Genomic DNA, 21,618 nt, shown 5'->3' with positions numbered 1-21,618 from the left:
TTGCTTCGGTTGCTTCGGTTGCTGCGGTTGCTGCGGTTGCTGCGGTTGCTGCGGTTGCTGTGGCCGGGATGCCGGGGGACGGGCTCTGCCCGAGGGGCGACGGGCCATCGGGGGAGCCGGGGGCGGGACGCTCGGTTGCGGACATCGCGGGTGAGGGCGGCGCCGGTGAGGGCGGCGCGGCAGGGGGCGGGTCGCCCGGCCGGAGCGGCGCGGCAGGTGCCATGCTGTCGGCGGGCGGCGAGGCCGCGGCCGACTGGCGGTCCGGCGGAGGCGGGGTGGCCAACCGGCCGGCAGGTTCCGCGCCGGAGGCCAGCCGGTCCGCAGCCGTCGGCGCGGAGTGCTGCCGGGGCACCGGCGCGGGGGCCGGGACGGTCGCAGGCGCCGATCGGGTTCCGGTCCGTCCGGGCGCAGGCCCGGTGGGGAGAGCGTGGACTGGCGGTGGATCGGACCTCGGGGCCGGGCCGGTCGGCATCTGCGCCGCGGGAGTCGCGGCGGCGGGGGCTGGCCCGCGCGGGGCTTCGGGGCGGGGCAATGTGCAAGCCGGGATCGGGGCGCCGGTCCCCGGCCCGGCCCGGTCCGGCAAAGGGCTGCCGAGATGGGGCGCCAGCGCGGCGGTGAGGGTTTCGGCCAGACGGCGCCTGACGGCGGGCCAGTCGGGCGGGTCGGGGAAGACGCCGAGGTCGATCTCGACCGTCTCGAGCCGCAGATCGGCGCGGCCGACAGAGGTGGCCGCCAGCACATGCCCGACGGTCTCGAGCAACTCGGCCCGAACCGCCAGCAGCAGCCGTTCGGGCGTGCCGAGCGGCCCCGGGCCGTCGACCAGGTCGAAGCGGAATTCAAGCGTCCCGATCCGGTTCGGGGGGGCTTCGGGCGCAGGTCGGGACGCGGGCTGGCCGGTCATTCCAGCGGCCCTCCGTCTTGCCTCAGCGCCGCACGCAGATCCGCCGCGGCGCCGTCGATGCCAGCCTGCCAAGCGGCGATGCGCGGGGCCAGATCCGCCAGCGCATCGGCGTCCAGCCAGACCGGGCGGACATGCACATGGGCGGGGGCGACGCGCAGGATCATGTCCTCGACGTGGCGGCGAAAGGCCGGGTCGGCGCCGCGCGCGGTCCAGCCCGGCAGGAGCGCCCATACGCTGGCCTCGGCAAAGCCGCGCCCGGCGCCGCGCAGCCGGATATCCTCAATGAGCAAAAGCTGTTCGCAGGCGCGGTTCAGATCCTGCCAGGCGCGGCACAGACGCGTCCCGAGCCGGTCGAGCGCGGCGCGGTCGCTGTCGGTGGCGCAGCGGTAGAGGAAGGGCGCGCGGGGGACGGCCTCGAACAGAAGCTGCCAGCCATCCCCGGGATCGTCGCCCGGGGTCAGCAGATAGGCCTCGGCAGAGGCGGCGCGGCGCAGGAGCGCGGGCGAGATCCGCCCGTCTGCGATCCAGGGCGAGAGTGCGGCGAGATCGGATGCGCCAAGCGGCGCGGGCGCCGACCGGCGGGTGAGAAAGAGGTCATGCGCCGGATCGGGCAGGGTCAGGTCGCTGCGCGGTACGGGGGCTTCGGGGGCATCGGCCCCGGGGGCGAGCGTGAGGCCCGCCGCCGCCAGCGCCGCGACCGGCCCGGTCCAGGGCGAGAGATCGCACAGATGCGCCAGCCGCGCCGCCGCCCCGAATTCGGGATGGGCGGTGCCCTTGTGAAAGTCGAAGTCTGGCAGGCGGGCCAGATAGGCCTCGCGCCAGGCGATGTCCCAGCGCAGCCGCTCGGCCGCGCTGCGATAGGCATGCAGCCCGGTCTGTCCGGTATCGGGCATCTCTTCGCCCTGAAGCGCAATGAGATAATCGAGCATCTCGCGCCGTTCGCGCAGCGCCACCGCATCCTCGGGGTCGGGCACGGCGCGGGCGGCATAGCGAGCGGGCAGGGCTGAAAGCGGCGCGGCCATCGCCCCGAGCGTGGCGTCGATCATCCCGCGATAGGAGGCGATGCGCTCGCCGCCCCGGATCCGGTAGATGGCGGGCAGGGTCGCATCGACCCCAAGCCGCCCCGCCGCGCGCGGCCGCCCGGCAAAGGCCACGTCGAAATCGCGCGGGTCGAGCCGGTTGCCCTGTCCGGCGATCCGCGCCGCGGTCAGGCGACCGTATTCCTCGGCGATGCCATGCGGATCGAGCGGCACCGGCGCGCCGTCCAGTGTCAGGTCCAGACGCGCGGCGCCTGCGGGCAGACGGACCTCATGCACCGCGACGATGCCGGGCCGGGCCAGCCTGCGGTCGTCATGGGGCGCGGTCTCGGTCAGGCGCAGCTCGTGGACATTCTCGATGCCCTCGATCCGTTCGAGTGCCGCCAGCACCAGATCGGGGCGCGCCGGGTCGCCGGGCTCGGCCTGAACCGGCGGCCAGATCGCGGCGGGCTCGTCGAAAAGGTCGGCTCGCGTGGCCCCCCGGCGCCCGCCCGTGCCGGTCGCGTCAAGCCCCATCAGCACCAGATTGACCACATGATAGACCTCGGCCGCGATGGCCTCGGGCTTGGCCATCGGGCCGATGCTGATACGGCCGGCCAGATCGAGCCAGCGCGTCTCGGCCAGCGCGACGGGCAGGGTATCGGTGCCGATCAGCCGCATGCCCTCGAAGGCGGCCGCGACCGCGTCGATGGCCGTGGCGGCAGGGGTGCCCTCGCCCGGCAGAACGGCGATTTCGTAAAGCCCGCGCGCCCCGGCCGGGCGCACGAAGACCCGCGCGACCTCGGGCAGGGCGGAGAGGCAGGCCGCAAGGTCGAGCGCCGTCACCGGCCGCCCCGGCAGCACCGCGCGCGGCCCGAAAAGCGCCAGCGCGTCGAGGTCGAAGGCCTCGGGCGCGGCGGTCAGGTGATCGCGCACCGGATGGTCGGCGCGATAGGCGATCTCGGTCAGCGCGAAGGCGGTCTGTTCGAGGAAGGTCACGCCCGGATCGTGGGTGTTGTAGTCGGTCCAGATCCGGCCCGAGGCGCGTTGCGCGGCGGGCGTCGCCTCGGCCATCAGCGCCGCGAAGGTGATCGGAGGCGGCAGCTCTTCGGTCACAACAGCCCGTCCTCGCGGTCCGGCCCTCCGGCGGGTCCGCGCGACCCGGTCATCAAGGGGTCGAACCAGAGCCGCGTCAGGTGATAGCGGATCCGGACCGGCGCGCCCTCGGCCAGGCCGTAATCGGCATTGGTGCGGATCTGCAGCTTGAAGTGGTGACGTTCCTCGGTCGCGATCCAGCGCAGCCGCAGCCGGTCGGCATAGGACCCGTAGACCGCGGTCTGGGCGCGGATCCGGCGCCGTCCGAACATCCAGTTCAGGATCGCGTTCCGGGGATGGAAGGCGTTCATCGCGACCGCGTGGACCAGCGCGTAATGCCCCTGTCCGACCTCGCCGCCGACGCCCGCCATCACCTCGAAGGCCTGGCAGCCGGTCATCGGCCGGGTGATGTCGTGCCAGCGCCCGTCGGCGACGGGGTCGGCAAGGCCCTCGGTCGCGCGCCCCAGCCGCCCGTCCATCCGCGCGGTGCCGCGCAGATCGAGCCGCCATTCGGGCGCGGCCTCGCTGATCCCGATCCGGCCGTCCCGGCCCAGCGTCAGCCCGGGCGGACCGCTGACCCAGCCGCCCGCCGCGCCGTCCAGCGTGTTGCCAGAAACCCCCAGCCCCTGGCGGAAATGCAGATGGCCCTGGGTTTCGCCATGTTCGAGCACCCAGGAGGCATAGGGCGTGCCGAGCCCCTCATAGAGGCTGAGAACCGCGCGCGAGCTGCCGACCGAATGCAACTGCAGCCCGTCGGCCGGGGTCTTCGAGAATCCGTCCTCGGTCTGGTTGACGCAGGATTCGATGAGGTCGCGGTAATGTTCCGCGGTGGGCAGCGCCCCGTCGCGGAAAAAGGATTTGAGCGTCGTCCTGTCCTGTCTCGTCACCGCGCCGTCTCCTGCCCCACGATCAGCATGTCGCCCACCCGGAGCCGACCGATGCCGCTTTGCGTCGCTTCGATGCCGCTCCGTGCGGTGGCTGCCGCCAGCGCGTGATCCGAGGCCGAGAGCGCCAGCGCCCAGGGCCGGGACGGCCGGATCACCGGCCCGTGCGGGCCGCGCCCGTCGATCTGCGCGGTATCGGCCAGCCGGTGGACACCGGAATCGTCGGCCGCGAAATGCAGCACCGAGAAATCGGTGACATCCTCGACATAGTCGAGCGCCGCGATCTGCGCGCGCAGAAGCGCCACGTTCAGCGACCAGCCGAACCGCGCGATCTCGGGCGCGGCGGTCCAGACCGACAGCCGGGCGATCAGGTCCTGGCGCAGCCGGAAGGCCAGCGCGCCGTCGTTCAGGAAGGGCGCAAAGCGGATCCGGGCGCGCACCTGCAGCCGGTCGAAGGCCGGGTTGACCACGTCGAAACCCGCGAAGGGGCAGGCATGGGCCTGCAGCCAGGCGCGGACCCGTTCCAGCTTGCCGACATCGAAGTACAGCTCGCGCGGCGGCGGGGGGGCGCCGTCCGTGGGCTCGGGCGGGCGGCGGACCAGCACCACCGTGGCCCGGCCGGGCGCGGGCTCGGGCGTGGCGGCGGTCAGATGGGGCAGGCATTTGACCCGCCAGATTTCCGGGAATTCCTGCAGCACCAGCCGTTCGACATCCCAGGGCGTGACCGCGCGCTTGCGATGGCGCAGCCGTTCTGCCACGCGGGCGCGCCAGGCGGGCGGGGTCTCGGGCGGGCGCGGCGGGATCCGGCGGTCGACCTCGACCGGCTTGCCAAGCCCCGCAAAGCCCGGATCGAAGCGCCAGTCGCGCGGGCCGTCGCCCGGATGCGGATGGCTGTCGCGGCTTTCGGCCCAGACCCCGTTGGTATGCACGCCATCGAGCACCGGATGGGTGTGAAACCCGGGCCGCACCGCCGAAACCGCCAGCCAGATGCCGCCCGGCGGCATGTCGGGCGCGGTCTCGCTGGCGTCGTCGGGCATGTCGATCACCACCGTGCCGGACCTCAGCAGCCCGTCGGTCGTGTCCGACGAGATCGCGGTGGCGGGCAGGTCCTGCCAGCCCGCCTCGGTCAGGTAGTGCCAGGCCAGCGGCACCGGGTCGGGCACCACCCGTTCGTGACCGCTATCGGCGATGTCGAACAGCAGTGCCAGGTTGTCCTTGGCCGAATTGCCCGAAAGCTGAAGGAAAAGCGTGCCATAGCCCAGCCGCGCGGGCACCAGCCCCGCCGCCCGTTCGGTGCGTTCGGGAAAGACCGGGATGGTGCCGAACGGCGTGATCTGGCGCACCCGGTCGCGCGCCCGGGCGCTGTCGGGGGCGGAAAGCGCGATCCGCCCGGCGGCCTCGTAGCCGATCCTGAGCCGCGCGATCCGCGGCAGATAGGGCGGCAGCGGCACCGGGCGGGGGCGCAGCCGCAGCAGGCGCGGGCGCAGCGCATCGGCCAGCCCCAGCGCATAGGCGGTCTGCCCGAAGCCGCCCGCGCTGCCCGAAAGCCGCAGCCGCAGCGCGCCGCTCCGGATCTCGCCCCGCGCCTTCGGCAGCTTCAGCGCGGCCGGGCCGTCCTCGGGCAGGCTGGGGCTTTCCAGATCGGCCTCGCGGTGCCAGTCGGCCAGCAGCCGGCCGCTGGCCGGATCGCGGTCGGCCATGGGCGTCGGGCCGTTCAGCAGCGGCTTCCAGGTCTCGCCCGACAGCACCTCGACGGTCACAAGCGGGTCCGGGACCGGCGTGTCGCGCGGATAGGCGGCGTAATGCCCGGCAAAGCCGTCGATCCCGGCGGGCAGATCGGCCCAGGTCAGGTCGAGCGAGACATGGGTCACCGGCTTGACCGCCAGTTCGGGCGCGGCCAGCGTCAGCGTGCCGCCATCGGCGGGGCGGGCGCCGAAGGGCAACACCGCCTGATCGACCGCGACCGGCCCGTCATCGTTGAAGCCCGCCATGGTCCGCAGGCCCTCGACCCGGACCCGGATCGCGGCGGCATCGACCTCGTAGCGCTCGAAGAAGCTGACCGGGCAGATCCGGGCATCGGGGGCGGCGCGGATCGCCAGCGCGGGCGCGGCCTCGGGTGTCGCCGGATCGGGTTCGAGCGGCGGCGCCTCGCGGCCGAAGGTCATGCGGAAGGTGACGCCCGGCGGCTGGCCCGGGCCGTTCGGCAGGATCTGCAGCACCTCGGGCGCGACCGGGCCGCGCGCGCTGGTCAGGGTGACGGTGAAGGCATCGGCAAAGAACTTCTGGAAGACGTCGCAGGGCGCCAGCAGGAACCCCCGGCCGCCCGGGGCCAGCTGGAAGGCGCCCGCCATCAGCGAGGCCGGGGCCCCGTCCGCCGGGGCGTTTCCGTCTGTCTCGCCCGCGGCGGCGCGGCGCAGCAGCCCGTCCGGGCCTTGCTGCAATGCGCTGTTCTTGTCCAGAAGCAGCTGCAGATAGTCGCCCTCGGGCCAGGGCACGCCCTCGACGAGGCTCAGCGTCACGATCCGCCCCAGAAGCTGGCGCAGCGGTGCCGCGTTCAGCGTCTTGCGCGCGATGACCTCGTAGATCATCGCCATCGAGGGCGCGCGCACCATGTTGCGCGCCCAGTCCTGCACGGCGGCGTCGATGACCTCGATCCCCTCCGCGAGGCTGGCGAAACCGCAGGCGCGGATCAGTTCGGGATCGTTGCGCAGTTCCAGCGCGACATTGGGGTCGCGGCCGGGCTCGGTGCCGGGCGGCAGCTTCGGCGACATCGCGGGCAGGGGGCTCGCGCGGCGCATGTCCAGCCGGACCTCGACCTGGCGCCGCCCCTCGCGCAGCCGGAACAGGTCCGAGGCGATGTCGAGCCCCATTTCGGCCCCGGCCTGTCCGCGCCCGCCCTCGGGCGCGGCGCGGCTGCGCGCGACGAAGACGCCGCGCCCGAGCGGCCCGGCCCCGGCCGGGTCGAGCCCCGCCTCGACGCGGGTGATCGCGCCCAGCGTGGCAAAGAACGACACCTGCGGATCGGTCTCGAAGGTGATGGCGCCGGTGGTGCGGACGCGCGCGGTGCTGACCGGGATCGCGGTCAGGGTGCGGAAGGTGGCGACCGCTCCGTCGGCGCCGCGCGCGGCCAGCGTGGTGCCGCGCGGCAGGTGCCGTTCGGCCGCCGCCGGGGGCACATGCAGCAGCACCCGTTCGGGGGTCGCATCGGCGGGCGGCTGGCCCAGGATCTCGCGGTAGTAGAAATCGGTATGGCGGCGGGTAAAGCGGTTCAGCCGGTCGTCGACCAGCCCGGCTGCGGACAGCTCGGCCAGGATCAGGCCGATGCCGGGCTCGATCGTGCCCGCCTCGATCCGTTCGGCAAAGGCGGTGGCGGCGGCGGGCTGCAGCGAGGCCACGGCATGGATCATCTGCCGATGCGCCGCGCTGATCGCGGTCGCGAGCGCCCGGGCCTCGGCGATCCGGTCGGGCACGGCCGCGGCCTGTGCCTCGGCCGGGCGCCCGGCCTGCCTGCTACCGAAGGTGGCCAGCAAAAGCGCGGCCAGATCGGTGCCCGACCGGGCCGCAAGCCCGCTGACCCGCCCGCGCAGCCCCATCTGCCGTTCGAGTGCGGCGATGGTCTCGCCGAAAGCCTCGGGCAGCTGCGCCTCGATCCGCATCAGCCAGTCGTCGATCCGCCGCGACAGCGCGCGCACATGGCGGATCAGCGCCTCGGTGCCCTCGTCGGCGGCCAGATCGAAGGCGGCGATGGCATCGTCAGAGCGAAAGCTGAGGATCTGGGCCGCCACGACGGCGGGCTCGGCCCGCAGCCGGTCGCGCCAGGGCGAAGGTGCGGTCTCGGCCAGCGCCGCCAGCCGGGCGGCCAGATCGCGCGGGCGAAGCCAGGGGGCGTCGCGGGTCAAAGGAACCGGAAGGCGCGCCTCGCACGAGGCCCCCTGCAGGACGCGGATATCGGACCAGTCGGTATTCAACGCATGCGACTTGCCAAAGGACCGCAGGCCAGGCGGCTGCGATCGGTCCCCCCTGAAGACGGTAGAAAATCGTTCCGGTTCACGGATGTAGGGTCTTTCTTGGTTAAGATACTGGCGGAAGCCTCGATACAGGGCAAGGAAAGAAACCCGTCTAGGGTGAAGGTTGCGACAGGAACACACCTGTCAGGGTAGCGCTGTTGCCCTGGATCGCGAAGACGCCGCCCGCGGCGCCGGGCGGGCCGGGGCGGTCGGTTCCGGCGAACTGGCTGGCCTCGAAGCTGAGCAGCGCCGCCGGTTCCAGCCCGGGCGTCAGCAGCCCGACGCGGCCGCCATCGGGGCCGGTAAAGCGGACCGTCCCCTGGCCGCTGGACACCACGCGCGGCGCGCACAGCCCGAGCCGCGACCAGGAAAAGCTGTCGAAGGGCAGGGCGGGGCCGCTGTCGGCGGTAAAGCCCGACGCGACGAAACTGGCCCGCCCGGTGCCATAGCCGATCTGCAGGGTAAAGCTGCCCAGCGCGTCGGTGACCTCGGTCTTGCCGGTGGCGTCGGTCGCGGTGAAGGTCACCCGGACCGGCCCGGTGATGGTGGAAAGCCCCGCCTTCGGGATCTCGGTCGCGGTCGGGCTTTGGCCGACCACCAGCGGGCCGGTATAGTCGATCTTCTGCGAACGGAAATTGAAGGTGTAGGCGGCGGGCAGTTCGGTGCCGGGGCCAAGCCCCGCGACCGGCACCGCGCTGGCGCGCTTCCAGCCTTCCAGCCTGGTCTGGCCGTTCTCTTCCTCGGGGCGGAGGCGCCGGATCGTGTCCTCCTCGATCACCAGATTGCGCGGCAGCGCCTTGCGCGAGGGGCGCCCGGTCACATAGTGCGCAACGCCCCCGGCCGAGCCCACCGCGATCTGCAGATAGGCGCCGGTCATGCGCCGTTGCTGATAGAGATTGATGTCGCAGGGCACCTCGATCCCGAAGCCGAACCGTTCGACGACCGGCAGTTCCTGCACCTTCGTGACCAGCCCGCAGGCCGTGGGCGCAAGACAGGCAAGCCCCAGTGCAACGGCCGGAAAAGACTGGAACAGGCGGCGGCCTGTGGTCATCTGGGGCGCCTCCCTGGGGGCGGTTCGTTGCCGACAGCGTGGCCGAGCCCGGCGGCTTCGTCAACCATGGCGTGTGGCAGCGTGTGGCGGTGCGACATCGGCAAGGACCGGTCCGGAAGGGCGTTGCCCTGGGGGGGGGCGCAGCGGCGCCGAGCCGGACGCGGCCCTTGCCGCGACGGCGGGGCGTGGGCGCGCGATGCCGCTTGCCAGCGCGTCACAACCTGTGGTTTCATTCCCTATCGGTATCGGGAGGCAGCCATGGCCCAGATCTTCCAGAGCGAACGCGGCAGCGCCGGTCCGGCGCCGCAGGCCCGGGGCGGCGCCCGGGCGGGCGGCCCCCAGGAAGACCGTCTGTCCGCGCTTCAGGCCAAGGCCGATGCGGCAACGTCGGGGGGGGCTGCCGCCCGGCTGGGGGCGCTTCGGGCCGAGGCCCTGCAACGCGCCGAAGCCCCCGAAGAGGAAGAGCCCCTTCAGGGCAAGGCGCTGCAGCGCGCCGAGGCGCCCGAAGAGGAAGAGCCCCTGCAAGGCAAGGCGCTCCAGCGCGTCGAGGAAGACGAGCCGCTTCAGGGCAAGGCGCTCCAGCGCAAGGGCGGCTCGAAGACCGGCCTGCCGGAGAGGCTCAGGTCCGGCGTCGAGCGGCTATCGGGCGTCGACATGAGCCATGTCCGGGTGCATTACAATTCGTCCAGACCAGCCGCTGTGCAGGCCCACGCCTATGCGCAGGGATCGGACATCCATCTTGGCCCGGGCCAGGAAAAACACCTGCCGCACGAGGCCTGGCATACGGTGCAGCAGGCCAAGGGCCGGGTGCGGCCCACGACCGAGGTCGCCGGGACGCCGGTCAATGACAGCCCCGCGCTGGAAAGCGAGGCCGACCGGATGGGTGCAAAAGCCGAGAGGCTATGAGCCGCGTGACGCCCCGCCCGACATCGGCGGGGCGCATCGGCTCCGGTCCGGTCAAGGCGGTTCGGGGGGGCGGTCCTTGCGCTGGTGTCCTTGCCGCGCTGTGTCGGGCGCTGGCGGTCTGGGCGATGGTCACGGCATGGGCTGCCGGGGCCGCTGCCGACGCCGCTGTCGCCCGGTGCGACGGCCCGCGCGAGCCGGGTTTTCTCGATCTCGGCGTCGCCCATGCGCCGCCCTTCGTCATCCTCGAGGACGGGGCGCCGCCCACCGGGCTGTCGGTCGAACTCTGGCGCCGGGTCGAGACCGGCCTGATCGAGGCCGGGCGGATCGAGGGCAGCCATTTCGTGATCTGCGACGCCATCGAGCAGCAGGAACAGGCGCTGACCGATGGCGGTCTCGATCTGGTGCTGGCGCCGCTGACGATCACGCCGGAACGGCTGCTGTCCTATGGCTTTTCGCGCCAGTATTTCCTGTCGGGGCTGACCATTGCCGCGCGGCACAGCAACGAGATCGCGTTTTCCCATGCGCTCGAGGTGCTGGTGACGACGCTGTTTCAGCCCGGGACGCTGCGGGCGGTGGTGCTGTTTCTGGTGCTGAATCTCGTGCTGGCCGTCATGATCAAATGGGTGCTGCGCGATGCCCGCCGCCGCCCCGAAGAGGATCGCGCGCCCCCCGGCCGTCTCTTGACGCTGGTCGATCCCTATCTCGAGGCGGTCGAGAGGACGCTCGGGCTGAAGGGCATCGGCGATGCCGGGTTCAACCTGGCGGGCCGGGCGCTGGAAATGTTCATGGCAATCATCGGCACCGCGCTGTCGGCGGCGCTTCTGGGGGTGCTGACCTCGGCCTTCGTCTCGGCCATCGGCCAGAGCGACCGGGTGGACGAGCTTGACCTGACCGACGAACGCGTGGGCATCGAATCCCATTCGACCGCGCAGGAATTCCTGGCCGACGCCTATGAGGCGGCCGCCGGAAAGCCCGACGATCCCGAATGCCGCCCGCTGTCGGCGGCGCCGCTGGCAGGGCCGGGCTGCGTCACCGAGGTGTCGGCCGACAAGCTGCTGGAGGCTCTGGTCGCCGATGAGGTCGATCGGGTGATCGGCGACTGGGCCGAACTGACCTATCTGGCGGGCACCGGCCGGTTTCGCGGCAAGGTGACCGTCGAGCAGAAGGTCTATCGCAGCGAGCCCCTGGGCTGGGGCTATGGCAGCGCGCTGACGCAGGACCTGCGCGCCCGGATCGACAGCGCGCTGATCCAGCAGATCCGTCATGGCGGCTGGCGACGGCTGGCGCAGCGCTATCTGGGATCGGGCAGCATTGCCCCGGATTGAGGTCCCCGAGGAAGCCAGGGGCAGAGGCCGCCGCCGGACCTGTCGCGACGGTGCGGAACGCCGGTGATTTCTTGGCTTGCCTTGTGGCTACCTCCTGTGGTTGAATTTGGATTGCGGAACAACGCCTTTTGGCGATTGCGCGGGACGCCGGTCAAAACGGCCGGACCCGCGGTCCGGTCAGGGGGGAGCCATGGTTGCACCCGCAGCCCGCGTCGGATCTGTGTCACCCCTTGGGGCAAGCGGCGCATGATCGATCAGGCGTTGAGCCTTGCCGTCGACCGCCTGAACGGCCATCTGGCCGGGCGGTTCCGGACCGGGGACGACGTCGTGGTGCTGTCGCCGCTGACCGATGCCGAGGGCAAACCCGCCGATGCCGCCCGCAACAAGCTGGCGCTGTTCGTCACCGCCATCGCCGAGGACACCATGCCGCGCAGCGCGCGCGGGCCGGGGCTGTCCTCGATCGGGCTCGCGCGCGGGGCGCAGGCCATTCATCTCGACATCTACGCGATGCTGGCCGCGGCGCATGACCCCGACAAATACGCCGAGGGTCTCAAGCAGCTGTCGGCGGCGCTGATGTTCTTTCAGGTGCAGCCGGTGATGACGCCGCAGAACACCCCCGACATGCCGCCCGGTCTGGCCCAGCTGTCCTTCGAGATCGCCAATCTGAAGGTCGAGGAGGTGGGCCAGCTCTGGGGCAATCTCGGCGGGCGCTATGTGCCCTCGGTGATGTTCAAGATCCGGTCCGTCCGGGTCGATGCCGGGGCCTTCGCCGGGGTTGCGGCGCCGATCCGGTCGGCGCAGCGGCCCGAGGGGCGCGCGGGGAGGGGGCGCGAATGAGATATCGCGTCGCCCTGGATCTGACGGTTCGTCATGGCTTCTGGGGCGACGCGCCCGCACCGCTGAGGATCGCGGCAGCCGATCCGGGACGGCTGAAGAGGGCCGATATCGTCTTCAAGACCGACGGCACGCGCGCCATCCTCGGCCTGCCCGAGACGGCTCCGCCGCCTGCAGCCGTCGCGCTGGACATCCTCGCCGAGCCGCGCGCCATCGCGCTGACCGAAGGCTGGCAGGCCGACGCCGTGGCGGTGCTGACCCCCGCGCCGGGCCAGGCCGAAACCGGGCTTGCCGCGGCGCAGGAGACCTTGCCTCGCGATCTCGGCGACCGCCGGGTCTGCCGGTTGCTGCTGGACCTTGCGGGCGCGGACCCCGAGGCGGGCTGGGTGCTGAGCCTGCGGCTCGAGCCGGTCGCGGCGCTCTGGGCCTACCATGTGACCGGCCGCGGCGCGGAGGGGCCGATCCGGGTGATCGACCCGGCGGATGAGGTTGCCTTCGAGGATCTGGGCCAGACGCCGATGCCGGACGGGCGGCGCGCGCGGGTTCTGCGCTCGGCCCGTCCGGTGCCGTTGGCCGCGCGCTCGCCCTGGCGGTTCCGGCTGGAGGAAACCCAGCCCGCGCCCTTCGATCCCATAGCCCTGATCCCGGTGCTGCCCGCGGGCGGCGCCAACCTGCGTCCGGCCCCCGGTCAGGACGGTCTGCAATCCGACATTTACGTGAGCCTTTGGTAGAGGAGACGCCCCCATGGCCATGAAGACCCCCGGCGTTTACATCGTAGAGAAAAGCGCCTTTCCAAACTCGGTGGTCCAGGTGGCCACCGCGGTGCCGGCCTTCATCGGCTACACCGAACGGGCCGTCAACGGCACCGTGTCGCTGGACATGACGCCCTGGCGGATCACCTCGTTCTCGGAATTCGTGCAGTATTACGGCGGCGCCCCCGACCCGGTCTTCGAGATCGTCGATTTCGAGGTCGCCTCGGGCGTGTCGCCGCTGTCGGCCGATGGCGCGGCGATGAAGGACCCGCTGCCGCGGGCGGTCTTCCCGCTGGGCGAGAAGAAATTCGAGCTGAAGCAGAAGAACCCGGCCTTTTCGCTTTACGGGGCGATGCGGCTCTTTTTCCAGAACGGCGGCGGGCCCTGCTACGTGATCTCGATCGGGGCCTACAAGGTCAGGGACGACCAGGGCCAGCTGGTCGACAACGTGATCGACGCCGAGAAGATGCTGACCGCCATCGACAGCCTCAAGAACGAGCCCGAGCCCACCATGCTGGTGATCCCCGAGGCGACGCGGCTGGTGCGGCAGAACTGCGTCAAGGTCCAGCAGGCGATGCTGAAGCATTGCGGCAACGACATGAAGAACCGCTTTGCCATCCTTGATATCTTCGGCGGGCATCTTGGCCAGAAGGACCCGCTGGGCAACCCGGTCGCGACCTTCCGCAACGATGTGGGCATCAACAACCTCGATTTCGGGGCGGCCTATTTCCCCTGGCTCGACACCTCGATCTTCCAGTCGCGCGACTTCAGCTTCCAGAACATCGAGCCCGCCAGCCATCCCAAGATGATGGCGCTGCTGAAGCAGTCGGTGAAGCGCAATCCCGACCTCGCGCCCGAGATCGACCGGATCAGCGCGCCGACCGTGACCGGCGATTTCACCATCTCGGTGACCAGGGGCGGCAAGGTCGCGATCACCGAACAGGATCTGAAGGCCGAGGATGACGAAAGCGACAAGGCCGGGCTGACCTATGCGCTGGCCAAGAAGCCCGGCACCCTGGCGGGCAGCTTCGTCAAGACCGAGGACGACAGCGAGATCAAGACCTTCACCCAGGAGGACGTGTCCGAGGGCAAGGTCAGCTTCAAGCATGACGACGCCACGCCCGAGGGCAAGTTCGAGATGACCGTGACCGACGAGCTCGGGATCTCGACCGACACCATCACGCTGAAGGTCGAGGTGGTGGGCGGTGTGCTGGCCAAGGCCGATATCGAGGCCGAGACCGCGGTTTCGGTCGATGTGGCCGCCGACAATCCCGAGGGCGACGCGGACTCGATCGTGCTGCTGGAAGCCACCAGCACCGATGGCAAGACCAAGGCGCTGGAAGGCGTCGGCACCTGGAAGGCCGATGCGGGCACGGTGACCTTCACCCCCGATCCGGCCTTCGCCGGGCCCGAGGCCAAGGTGAAGTACACCATCTTCAAGGACAACGCGCCGCTCGCGACCCGCGAGATCCGGGTGCTGGTCGACGGCACCACGCCGGTGCGCCAGGAAACCCCGACGCCCGCGGCCATCGACAAGACCCTGCGCGCGCTGGTGCCGCTTTACGTCACGATGATGGACGCCATCGCCAAGCGCGAGAACGCGATGCCCCCCGCCGCCGCGATGGCGGGCATCTACACCATGGTCGACAATGCCCGCGGGGTCTGGAAGGCGCCCGCCAACGTGTCGCTGAATTCGGTCGTGGCGCCCCGGGTCAACATCAACCACGAGGAACAGGAAAACCTCAACGTCTCGACCACCGGCAAGTCGATCAACGCGATCCGGCCCTTCGTGGGCGAGGGCACGCTGGTCTGGGGGGCACGGACGCTCGACGGCAACAGCCTTGATTGGCGCTACATCAACGTGCGCCGGACGATGATCATGATCGAGGAGTCGATCCGGCTGGCGTCGAAGGCCTATGTGTTCGAGCCCAACACCGCCAATACCTGGGTGACCATGCGGTCGATGATCGAGAACTTCCTGACCTCGGTCTGGAAGGCGGGCGGGCTTGCCGGCGCGGTGCCGACCGACGCGTTCAGCGTCTTCGTGGGCCTGGGCGAGACGATGACGCCCGAAGACATCCTCGAGGGCATTCTGCGGATCACGGTGCTGGTTGCCGTCACCCGGCCCGCGGAATTCATCGAGATCACGTTCCAGCAACAGATGCAGAAATCCTGAGCCTGAGGAGGGTATGACCCATGGCAGATGACGGTTCCGCCCAGTCGCAGACGGTATGGCCGCTTCCGAAGTTCTATTTCCAGGTGAAATGGGACGATACCGAACTGGCCTTCCAGGAGGTCTCGGGGCTCGACATGGAAAGCGAGGCCATCGAATACCGCGCGGGCAACAGCAAGGTGTTTTCCAAGATCAAGATGCCGGGGCTTCTGAAGACCTCGAACATCACCATGAAGAAGGGCGTCTTCGTCAAGGACAACGCGATCTGGGACTGGTTCGCCGAGATCAAGATGAACATCATCAAGCGCAAGGCGCTGACGATTTCGCTGCTCGACGAGGAGGGCAACCCGACCATGGTCTGGAAGGTGCAGAACGCCTTCCCGGTCAAGGTGTCCTCGACCGATCTGAAGGCCGAGGGCAACGAGGTCGCGGTCGAGACCATCGAGATCGCGCATGAAGGCTTCGTGATCGAGAACGGCTGAGGCGATGGAGGATTTCGCGCCGCCGGTCGCGTTCCACTTTTCGGTGAGCTTCACGGGAAGCGCGCCGAAGGTGGACGACACCGCCTTTCAGGAGGTGGGCGGTCTCGAGACACGGATCGAGACCACCCCCCTGCAGGAAGGTGGCGAGAACCGGTTCCAGCACCAGCTGCCGGAAAAGGTCACGCATTCGAACCTGACGCTCAAGCGCGCCCTGACCGGCACGTCGAGCGGTCTGGTCACCTGGTGCAAGTCCTGTCTCGAAGGCGGCTTCGGCACGGCGATCGTGCCCAAGGATCTGGTCGTGTCGCTCTTGGACGAAGAGGCCAACCCGGTCGCGAGCTGGGCGGTCGGCAACGCCTTTCCGGTCAAGTGGACGGTGGCGGGGTTCGACGCGATGAAGAACGAACTGGCGCTGGAGACGGTCGAGCTGGCCTATCTGACGCTGGAAAGGAAGCTCTGAGATGACGATCGAGATCGGCAGTCTGGTGGTGAAGGGATCGTTCGGGCGCCCGGCGCAGCAGACCGAGGCGGTCGGCCCCGAAGAATTCGCAGAACGGCTGGCCGATCTGCGGCGCGATCTTGAGGACGAGATCGCCCGCGCCGTCGAGGCGGCCGAGCGGCGGCTGCGCGAGGGGCGGTCGTGACCAAGCTCAAGATCACCCGCTGCGAGATCCAGGGCGGCGACATCGTCAAGATGTCGGGCGATTCGAACATCTTCACCGCCACCATCAACCCGGCCCGGTTCAAGCGCAAGTACAAGACCCGGTTTTCGGGCATCGACCGCGACGGGGCCATCGGCAAGTCGAAACCGGTGCCCAAGTTCGACCGCTCGGACCCCGAGCATCTGACCCTGACGCTGACGCTGGACGGCACCGGCGTGGTGCCCGATGCCGCAAACACCACCGTCTCGGCCCAGATCGAGAAGCTGCGCAGCATCGCCTACAGCTATGACGGCGACGACCACCAGCCGAACCCGGTCGAGGTCGAATGGGGCGGCGGGTTGTCCGATTTCCAGGGCCGGCTGACCGGGCTCGATGTCGATTACACCCTGTTCCAGGCCGATGGCACGCCGCTGCGCGCCACCGTCGAGCTGAGTTTCATCGAGGCCATCACCGAAGAGAAGGAGGCCAAGGAAAGCAACGACAAGTCGCCGGACATGACCCATGTGCTGCAGGTTCGCGAGGGCGACACGCTGCCCCTGATGTGCCAGCGGGTCTACAAGGACGTGACGCGGTATCTGGAAATCGCCCGGGCCAACGACCTGGACGATTTCCGCGATCTGACGCCCGGCATGCTGTTGCATTTCCCGCCGATCCGCTGAGCCATGGCCGACAGCCCCGTCAAGAACGCCGATGGCCCGCTGGGCGTCACCGTCAAGCTGAACGGCACCGCGCTGGCCGATACGGTCGGCGTCGTGTCGATCCGGGTCGAGACCGAGCTGAACCGCGTGCCCGAGGCGGTGGTCACGCTGGCCGACGGGTCGGTCGCCGAACAGGAATTTCCGCTGACCGATGCCGACACCGCCAAGCCCGGAAGCGAAATCGAGATTTCCGCCCAGTTCGGGTCGAACACGGCGCAGACCCTGTTCACCGGGATCGTCACCGGCCTGCGGCTTCGGATCCGCAGCGGCAGCGGCGGCCAGCTTGAGCTTTCCTGCCGCGACAAGGCGGTCAAGCTGACCGGGCTGTGCCGCACGGCGGTCTGGTCGAAGACCAAGGACAGCGATGCCATGTCGGCGCTGGTGCAGGCCGCGGGGCTGACCGCCGACATCGCCGCGACCGACGGCCCCGAGGCCGATCTGGTGCAGCACGATTGCCCCGACTGGGATTTCCTCAGGCTTCTGGCCGACCGCAACGGGCTGGTGCTGGCGGTCGATGCGGGCAAGATCACCGCGGCCGCGCCCGACCCGTCGGCCGCGGCCAAGCTGACGCTGACGCTGGGCGATGATGTGCTCGATTTCGACGCCCGGCTCGACACGGTGGGGCTGGAAAAGACGGTCTCGGTGACGGGGTGGGACCCGGCCCAGCAAACCGCGACGGTCCAGACCTCGGATGCCGTGGCGGCGGGGGCCTGGGGGTCGAGCGCGCTGTCGGACCTGACCGGCGTGACCGGCGACCGCACCCGGTCGCAGACCGCGTCCTATGCCGAAGGTCAGGTCTCGCTGACCTCGGTCGCCAAGGCGCGCGCGGCGCGGGTCGCGCTGGCGGCGTTGCAGGGGCGGTGCAGCTATCCCGGGTCCGCCGCGGCAAGGCCCGGCGACACGGTCGAGATCAAGGGCGTGGGCGACCGGATGGGCGGCACCGCCTATGTCGCGGGCATCACCCACGAGTTGGGCGACGGGCACTGGACCACCACCGCCCGGCTGGGGCTGCCGCAGGGCTGGCGGTCGGACGGGATCGGGCCGGGGGGCGCTGCGGCGGGCGGGCTCGTGGCCCCGGTGCCGGGGTTGCAGCCCGCGACGGTGGTGGCCCTGACCGACAGCGGCAGCGAAAACCCCCTCTCTGACAGCGCCATGATCAAGGTCAGCCTGCCTTTGTCGGGCGATCCGCCGGTCGAGATCTGGGCGCGCTATGCCCAGCCCTACGGGTCGAACGGGGCGGGCATCCAGTTCCTGCCCGAGGTGGGCGACGAGGTGGTGCTGGGCTTTTTCGCCGACGATCCGGCGGCGCCGGTGATCCTTGGCTCGCTCCATGGCGGCAAGCTTGCGCGCACCCGCGAGGCCACCGACGGCAACGACATCAAGGCCCTGACCACGCGCTCGGGGCTCGAGATCAGCTTCGACGACGACAAGACCGTGCTGACCGCCAAGACCCCGGGCGGCCACAGCATCGTGCTGAGCGACGACGACACGTCCGTCACCGTGACCGACAGCACCGGCAACAGCATCAAGATGGAAAGCTCGGGCGTGACGGTGTCGAGCAAGGGCACGCTCGATCTGACCGCCGAGGGCAATATCACCCTCAGCTCGTCGGGCGGAGACGTCAGCGTCAGCGGCACCAATGTCACGCTCAGCGGCGATATGGGTCTGACCGCCAAGGGCGGCACTTCGGCCGAGCTCAGCGCCGGTGGACAGACCACGGTGAAGGGCGCCATGGTGATGATCAACTGAGGAGAACCCGATGCCGCCCGCCGCGCGACTGACCGACATGCATGCCTGCCCGATGGTCACGGGCGTCGTGCCCCATGTGGGCGGACCGATCGCGGGACCGGGGGTGGCGACCGTGCTGATCGGCAGTCTTCCCGCGGCGGTGGTCGGCGACAGCTGCGTCTGCGTCGGCCCGCCCGACAGCATCGTCAAGGGGTCGGCCACGGTGATGATCGGCGGCATGCCCGCGGCGCGCATGGGCGACACGACCTCGCATGGCGGCTCGATCGTGCTGGGGCTGGCCACCGTGATGATCGGAGGCTGAGGTGATGGAGCGGGGAGATCCGGGATTTCTGGGCCGGGGCTGGGCGTTTCCACCCGATTTCGATCCGGCAGAAGGCGGCGCGCGCATGGTCGAGGCGGTCGAGGATATCGACCAGAGCCTGCGCATCCTCTTCGAGACCCGGCCGGGCGAACGGGTGATGCACCCGGCCTATGGCTGCCGCATCCACGATCTGGTGTTCGAGCCGATGACCGCGGCCACCGCCCGCGCGGTCGAGACCGCCATTGCCCGGGCGATCCTGTTCTTCGAGGCGCGGATCACGCTGCGCGAGGTGCGGGTCAGTTTCGAGAACTGGGCCGAGGGGCGGATGAGCGTCTTTCTGGACTACGAGGTCGAGCGCACGAATACCCGCCACAACGTCGTCTTTCCGTTCTACGCCCAGGAGGGCACGCTGGTCACCGGCACGCCGGTGGCGACCTGACCGCTTCGCGCATCGCATGAAGATGCGTGTGCAAGTTTCGGAAAATTCGCGATTTATGCCGCGAATGCCGCAGGCTTTGTTAACCCATGGTTGACCCTTTTTCGCCGATCCTGAGGCGGGGCGCCTGTCATGCGCGCCTCGCGGAAGAGTTGGGCAGGAGGGTTGGATGGACACGGGTGTCCTGCAGGTCTTTGCCGTGCCGATGGGCGCGGCGCCGGTGCCGCGCCCGGGCGGCTATGCGGGCAAGCGTCTGCTGGATATCGTCGTTTCGGCGGTGCTTCTGGTGCTCTGTGCGCCCGTGATCGGCGCGATCTGGCTTCTGCTTCGGGTCGAGACGGGGCGGGGATTCGCCCGGCGGACCCGGATCGGCCGGGGCGGCGTGCAGATATCCTGCCTTGTCTTCCACACCGCCCGCTCCGCGCCCGCGCGCCGACCGGTCCGGGCGCGGCCCGGGGATCTCTGGGCGCGGCGTCGCGACACCGGGATCTGCAGCGGAACCCATACGGGGACCGAGCCCGCGGCGGGCCGGGTCGGGCTTCGGGTGCGGCGGCTGGGCCTTGCGGGGCTGCCGATGCTCTGGACCGTGCTGCGCGGCGACATGAGCCTCGTGGGTCCGCGCCCGGCCACGCGCGCCGATCTGGCGCGCTACGGTCTGGCGCGCAGCGTCTATCTGGCGATGCGTCCCGGGCTGATCGGGCTGGCCGATGCGCACCCCGGCGGGCGGTTCTGCGACCGGGTCCATGACGACCTGCGCTACAGCCAGATCGCCGGTCCCTGGGTCGACCTGCGCCTGATCGCCGGTGCGCTGACGCGCCGGGACGCGGTCGGACCGCGCAAGGCTGCGGGCTTTGGCCCGATGGCCCCGATGACCGGCCCGCTGCCCTTTCCCGGCGCAAGCCCGGCGCCGCGCCGCTGAGGCTCAGCTTTCGTAGCGGGTCTTGCCGCGCCTGTCGCCATCCATCGGCAGGTCCATGTGCAAGGGCTGGTGCGCCCGCTGGGAACAGGCCTGGCGCGGGCAAAGCTGACAGCTGACGCCGATCCGGGCGACCGGCCCCTCGGCCGCCAGATTGACCGCCTGGGCATAGCCGATCCGGTGCGCCTCGCCCCGCTCGCAGCCCAGCGCCACGGCCAGCCGGTTGTCCTGCAGATGCGGGCTGAAGACCGGGCGCTTGACGGTGCGGCTGAGGGTGAAGAACTGGCTGCCATCGGGCATCTCGACCAGTTGCGGCAGGATCACCCCGGGCGTCGCGAAGGCGTTATGCACGTTCCAGACCGGGCAGGACCCGCCCTTTTCGGCCAAGGCAAACGGCGTGGCGTTGACCCGCTTGGTGACATTGCCCGCCTTGTCGACCCGGATCAGGAAGAAGGCGACCCCGCGCGCCCCGTCGCGCTGCAGCGTGGTCAGGCGGTGGCTGACCTGCTCGAACGAGGTGCCGAAGGCCGCGCCCAGCCGGTCGACATCGTAGCCCGTGGCCTCGGCCAGGGCGAGGAAGGGGTCATAGGGCATCAGCAGGGCCGCGGCGAAATAGTTCGCCAGCTCGACCCGGCAGCGGGCGGCGGTCAGATCGCTGTCGATGCCGCTTTGGCCGATCATCGAATCGAGCAGATAGGGAATGTCGGCCAGCGCCAGCACATGGGCCAGCTGGAACACCCGGTTGGCATGGTCGAGCGCCTGCGACAGCCGCACCTGACCCGCCTGCCGGTCGAAGACCCGCAGCGCGTCGGGCATGTCCTGGCTGGGCTCGACCCGCACCTCGATGTCGAACTTGAGCCGGAGATAGCGCTTGAGCTGGGCATACATGTCATCGGCGCCGCCGATGAACTGGCCGCGCACATTGTCGGCTGCGGTCTCGAGCGCGTCGAAATAATTACGATTGTCGCGAAAGAAGTCATGCACCGCGGTTTCGGGCGAGGTGACCAGCAGCCGGGGTTCGGTTCCGGTGCCGCCGATCCGCGCGATCCGGTCGACCGCGGTGCGGTGACTGCGGTAGAGTTGCAGGAACAGATCGACGAGGCGGGGGGCGTGATCGACCGCGCCGCGCAGCTCCTGCAGATCGGGCCGGTCGCGCCCGAAGGCGGGGTCCGAAACGGCGGCGCGCAGATCGGCCAGACGCCCGGCATTGCGGTCGCTCAGCAGTTCGCGGATCTCGATGCCATAGGCCTCGGCCAGCGCCATCAGCACCTTGACCGACAACGATCTCTGGTTGTTTTCCAGCAAGTTGACATAGGCGGGGCTGATGTTCAGCCGCCGCGCCATCTCGGCCTGGGTCTGGCCATGATCGCGCCGCAGCTGGCGCAGTTTCGATCCGATCAGGGCTTTCTGCATGATTTACAACATTACAA

At 70.2% G+C, this 21,618-nt stretch carries 18 protein-coding genes and 1 pseudogene; 13 read left to right on the top strand and 6 right to left on the bottom strand.

Going from position 1 to position 21,618, the window contains the following annotated elements; translation table 11 throughout:
- From DSD19_RS21810 to DSD19_RS12890, 5 genes and pseudogenes are all read right to left on the bottom strand, one after another.
- Positions 1 to 901, bottom strand: a pseudogene (locus DSD19_RS21810) (hypothetical protein); the annotation flags it as partial.
- On the bottom strand, positions 898 to 3,033 hold the full coding sequence (locus DSD19_RS12905; protein ID WP_113669877.1) for a hypothetical protein: 2,136 nt from the start codon (positions 3,031 to 3,033) through the stop codon (positions 898 to 900). The pseudogene DSD19_RS21810 and the gene DSD19_RS12905, both read right to left, overlap by 4 nt.
- Positions 3,030 to 3,899 (bottom strand): hypothetical protein, encoded by an 870-nt coding sequence (locus DSD19_RS12900; protein WP_075786049.1) that lies wholly within the window; start codon positions 3,897 to 3,899, stop codon positions 3,030 to 3,032. Before DSD19_RS12900 ends, DSD19_RS12905 begins: the two co-directional genes overlap by 4 nt.
- The gene (locus DSD19_RS12895; RefSeq protein WP_133260430.1) at positions 3,896 to 7,795 is read right to left on the bottom strand and encodes a hypothetical protein; all 3,900 of its coding nucleotides are present in this window, start codon (positions 7,793 to 7,795) and stop codon (positions 3,896 to 3,898) included. The genes DSD19_RS12900 and DSD19_RS12895 overlap by 4 nt, the downstream gene beginning before the upstream one ends.
- 220 nt (positions 7,796 to 8,015) lie before the next feature.
- Positions 8,016 to 8,954 (bottom strand): hypothetical protein, encoded by a 939-nt coding sequence (locus DSD19_RS12890; protein WP_113669875.1) that lies wholly within the window; start codon positions 8,952 to 8,954, stop codon positions 8,016 to 8,018.
- 258 nt (positions 8,955 to 9,212) lie between these two features.
- On the opposite strand from DSD19_RS12890, the gene DSD19_RS12885 reads away from it, so the two are divergent.
- From DSD19_RS12885 to DSD19_RS12825, 13 genes are all read left to right on the top strand, one after another.
- On the top strand, positions 9,213 to 9,860 hold the full coding sequence (locus DSD19_RS12885) for a DUF4157 domain-containing protein (protein ID WP_075786047.1): 648 nt from the start codon (positions 9,213 to 9,215) through the stop codon (positions 9,858 to 9,860).
- Positions 9,861 to 9,985: 125 nt separating this feature from the next.
- A complete protein-coding gene (locus DSD19_RS12880; protein ID WP_165828125.1) occupies positions 9,986 to 11,185 on the top strand; it encodes a transporter substrate-binding domain-containing protein in 1,200 nt (399 codons plus the stop codon).
- 246 nt (positions 11,186 to 11,431) lie between these two features.
- Positions 11,432 to 12,022 (top strand): DUF4255 domain-containing protein, encoded by a 591-nt coding sequence (locus DSD19_RS12875; protein WP_113669873.1) that lies wholly within the window; start codon positions 11,432 to 11,434, stop codon positions 12,020 to 12,022.
- Complete coding sequence (locus tag DSD19_RS12870; protein WP_113669872.1) at positions 12,019 to 12,750, top strand: hypothetical protein; 732 nt, start codon at positions 12,019 to 12,021, stop codon at positions 12,748 to 12,750. The genes DSD19_RS12875 and DSD19_RS12870 overlap by 4 nt, the downstream gene beginning before the upstream one ends.
- 13 nt (positions 12,751 to 12,763) lie before the next feature.
- Positions 12,764 to 14,947, top strand: coding sequence for a cadherin-like domain-containing protein (locus tag DSD19_RS12865; RefSeq protein ID WP_113669871.1), 2,184 nt, complete (start codon positions 12,764 to 12,766; stop codon positions 14,945 to 14,947).
- Positions 14,948 to 14,967: 20 nt separating this feature from the next.
- Positions 14,968 to 15,426 carry a phage tail protein gene (locus tag DSD19_RS12860; protein ID WP_075786042.1) on the top strand — a complete coding sequence of 153 codons (459 nt, stop codon included), beginning with the start codon at positions 14,968 to 14,970 and terminating at the stop codon, positions 15,424 to 15,426.
- 4 nt (positions 15,427 to 15,430) lie between these two features.
- The gene (locus tag DSD19_RS12855) at positions 15,431 to 15,886 is read left to right on the top strand and encodes a phage tail protein (RefSeq protein ID WP_075786041.1); all 456 of its coding nucleotides are present in this window, start codon (positions 15,431 to 15,433) and stop codon (positions 15,884 to 15,886) included.
- Between the two features lies 1 nt (position 15,887).
- Positions 15,888 to 16,070, top strand: a complete 183-nt coding sequence (locus DSD19_RS12850) for a hypothetical protein (RefSeq protein ID WP_075786040.1) — start codon at positions 15,888 to 15,890, stop codon at positions 16,068 to 16,070.
- The gene (locus tag DSD19_RS12845) at positions 16,067 to 16,747 is read left to right on the top strand and encodes a peptidoglycan-binding protein (protein ID WP_113669870.1); all 681 of its coding nucleotides are present in this window, start codon (positions 16,067 to 16,069) and stop codon (positions 16,745 to 16,747) included. Before DSD19_RS12850 ends, DSD19_RS12845 begins: the two co-directional genes overlap by 4 nt.
- 3 nt (positions 16,748 to 16,750) lie before the next feature.
- Positions 16,751 to 18,535, top strand: a complete 1,785-nt coding sequence (locus DSD19_RS12840; RefSeq protein ID WP_113669869.1) for a phage baseplate assembly protein V — start codon at positions 16,751 to 16,753, stop codon at positions 18,533 to 18,535.
- A 10-nt stretch (positions 18,536 to 18,545) separates the two neighbouring features.
- The gene (locus tag DSD19_RS12835) at positions 18,546 to 18,836 is read left to right on the top strand and encodes a PAAR domain-containing protein (protein ID WP_113669868.1); all 291 of its coding nucleotides are present in this window, start codon (positions 18,546 to 18,548) and stop codon (positions 18,834 to 18,836) included.
- Between the two features lie 4 nt (positions 18,837 to 18,840).
- Positions 18,841 to 19,275: a GPW/gp25 family protein gene (locus tag DSD19_RS12830; RefSeq protein ID WP_113669867.1), complete on the top strand. Its 435-nt coding sequence runs from the start codon at positions 18,841 to 18,843 to the stop codon at positions 19,273 to 19,275.
- 166 nt (positions 19,276 to 19,441) lie between these two features.
- Positions 19,442 to 20,191, top strand: coding sequence for a sugar transferase (locus DSD19_RS12825; RefSeq protein ID WP_113669866.1), 750 nt, complete (start codon positions 19,442 to 19,444; stop codon positions 20,189 to 20,191).
- Between the two features lie 3 nt (positions 20,192 to 20,194).
- Here DSD19_RS12825 and DSD19_RS12820 read toward each other — a convergent pair whose 3' ends face one another.
- The gene (locus tag DSD19_RS12820; protein ID WP_075786034.1) at positions 20,195 to 21,601 is read right to left on the bottom strand and encodes a short-chain fatty acyl-CoA regulator family protein; all 1,407 of its coding nucleotides are present in this window, start codon (positions 21,599 to 21,601) and stop codon (positions 20,195 to 20,197) included.
- Positions 21,602 to 21,618: the final 17 nt, after the last annotated feature.

The sequence above is a fragment of the Rhodovulum sp. BSW8 genome, assembly GCF_003314725.1.
GTDB classification, from domain to species: domain Bacteria; phylum Pseudomonadota; class Alphaproteobacteria; order Rhodobacterales; family Rhodobacteraceae; genus Rhodovulum; species Rhodovulum visakhapatnamense.
Note: the sequence above shows the minus strand (reverse complement) of the source record. Positions and strands in the feature narration are given on the sequence as shown.

Excerpts from the sequence above, each read along its gene's own strand:
- DSD19_RS12875 (WP_113669873.1), top strand. The coding sequence starts at position 11,432 with ATGATCGATCAGGCGTTGAGCCTTGCCGTCGACCGCCTGAACGGCCAT.
- DSD19_RS12890 (WP_113669875.1), bottom strand. The coding sequence starts at position 8,954 with ATGACCACAGGCCGCCGCCTGTTCCAGTCTTTTCCGGCCGTTGCACTG.
- DSD19_RS12830 (WP_113669867.1), top strand. The coding sequence starts at position 18,841 with ATGGAGCGGGGAGATCCGGGATTTCTGGGCCGGGGCTGGGCGTTTCCA.
- DSD19_RS12880 (WP_165828125.1), top strand. The coding sequence starts at position 9,986 with ATGGTCACGGCATGGGCTGCCGGGGCCGCTGCCGACGCCGCTGTCGCC.
- DSD19_RS12825 (WP_113669866.1), top strand. The coding sequence starts at position 19,442 with ATGGACACGGGTGTCCTGCAGGTCTTTGCCGTGCCGATGGGCGCGGCG.
- DSD19_RS12870 (WP_113669872.1), top strand. The coding sequence starts at position 12,019 with ATGAGATATCGCGTCGCCCTGGATCTGACGGTTCGTCATGGCTTCTGG.
- DSD19_RS12840 (WP_113669869.1), top strand. The coding sequence starts at position 16,751 with ATGGCCGACAGCCCCGTCAAGAACGCCGATGGCCCGCTGGGCGTCACC.
- DSD19_RS12850 (WP_075786040.1), top strand. The coding sequence starts at position 15,888 with ATGACGATCGAGATCGGCAGTCTGGTGGTGAAGGGATCGTTCGGGCGC.
- DSD19_RS12820 (WP_075786034.1), bottom strand. The coding sequence starts at position 21,601 with ATGCAGAAAGCCCTGATCGGATCGAAACTGCGCCAGCTGCGGCGCGAT.
- DSD19_RS12835 (WP_113669868.1), top strand. The coding sequence starts at position 18,546 with ATGCCGCCCGCCGCGCGACTGACCGACATGCATGCCTGCCCGATGGTC.
- DSD19_RS12860 (WP_075786042.1), top strand. The coding sequence starts at position 14,968 with ATGGCAGATGACGGTTCCGCCCAGTCGCAGACGGTATGGCCGCTTCCG.
- DSD19_RS12855 (WP_075786041.1), top strand. The coding sequence starts at position 15,431 with ATGGAGGATTTCGCGCCGCCGGTCGCGTTCCACTTTTCGGTGAGCTTC.
- DSD19_RS12885 (WP_075786047.1), top strand. The coding sequence starts at position 9,213 with ATGGCCCAGATCTTCCAGAGCGAACGCGGCAGCGCCGGTCCGGCGCCG.
- DSD19_RS12865 (WP_113669871.1), top strand. The coding sequence starts at position 12,764 with ATGGCCATGAAGACCCCCGGCGTTTACATCGTAGAGAAAAGCGCCTTT.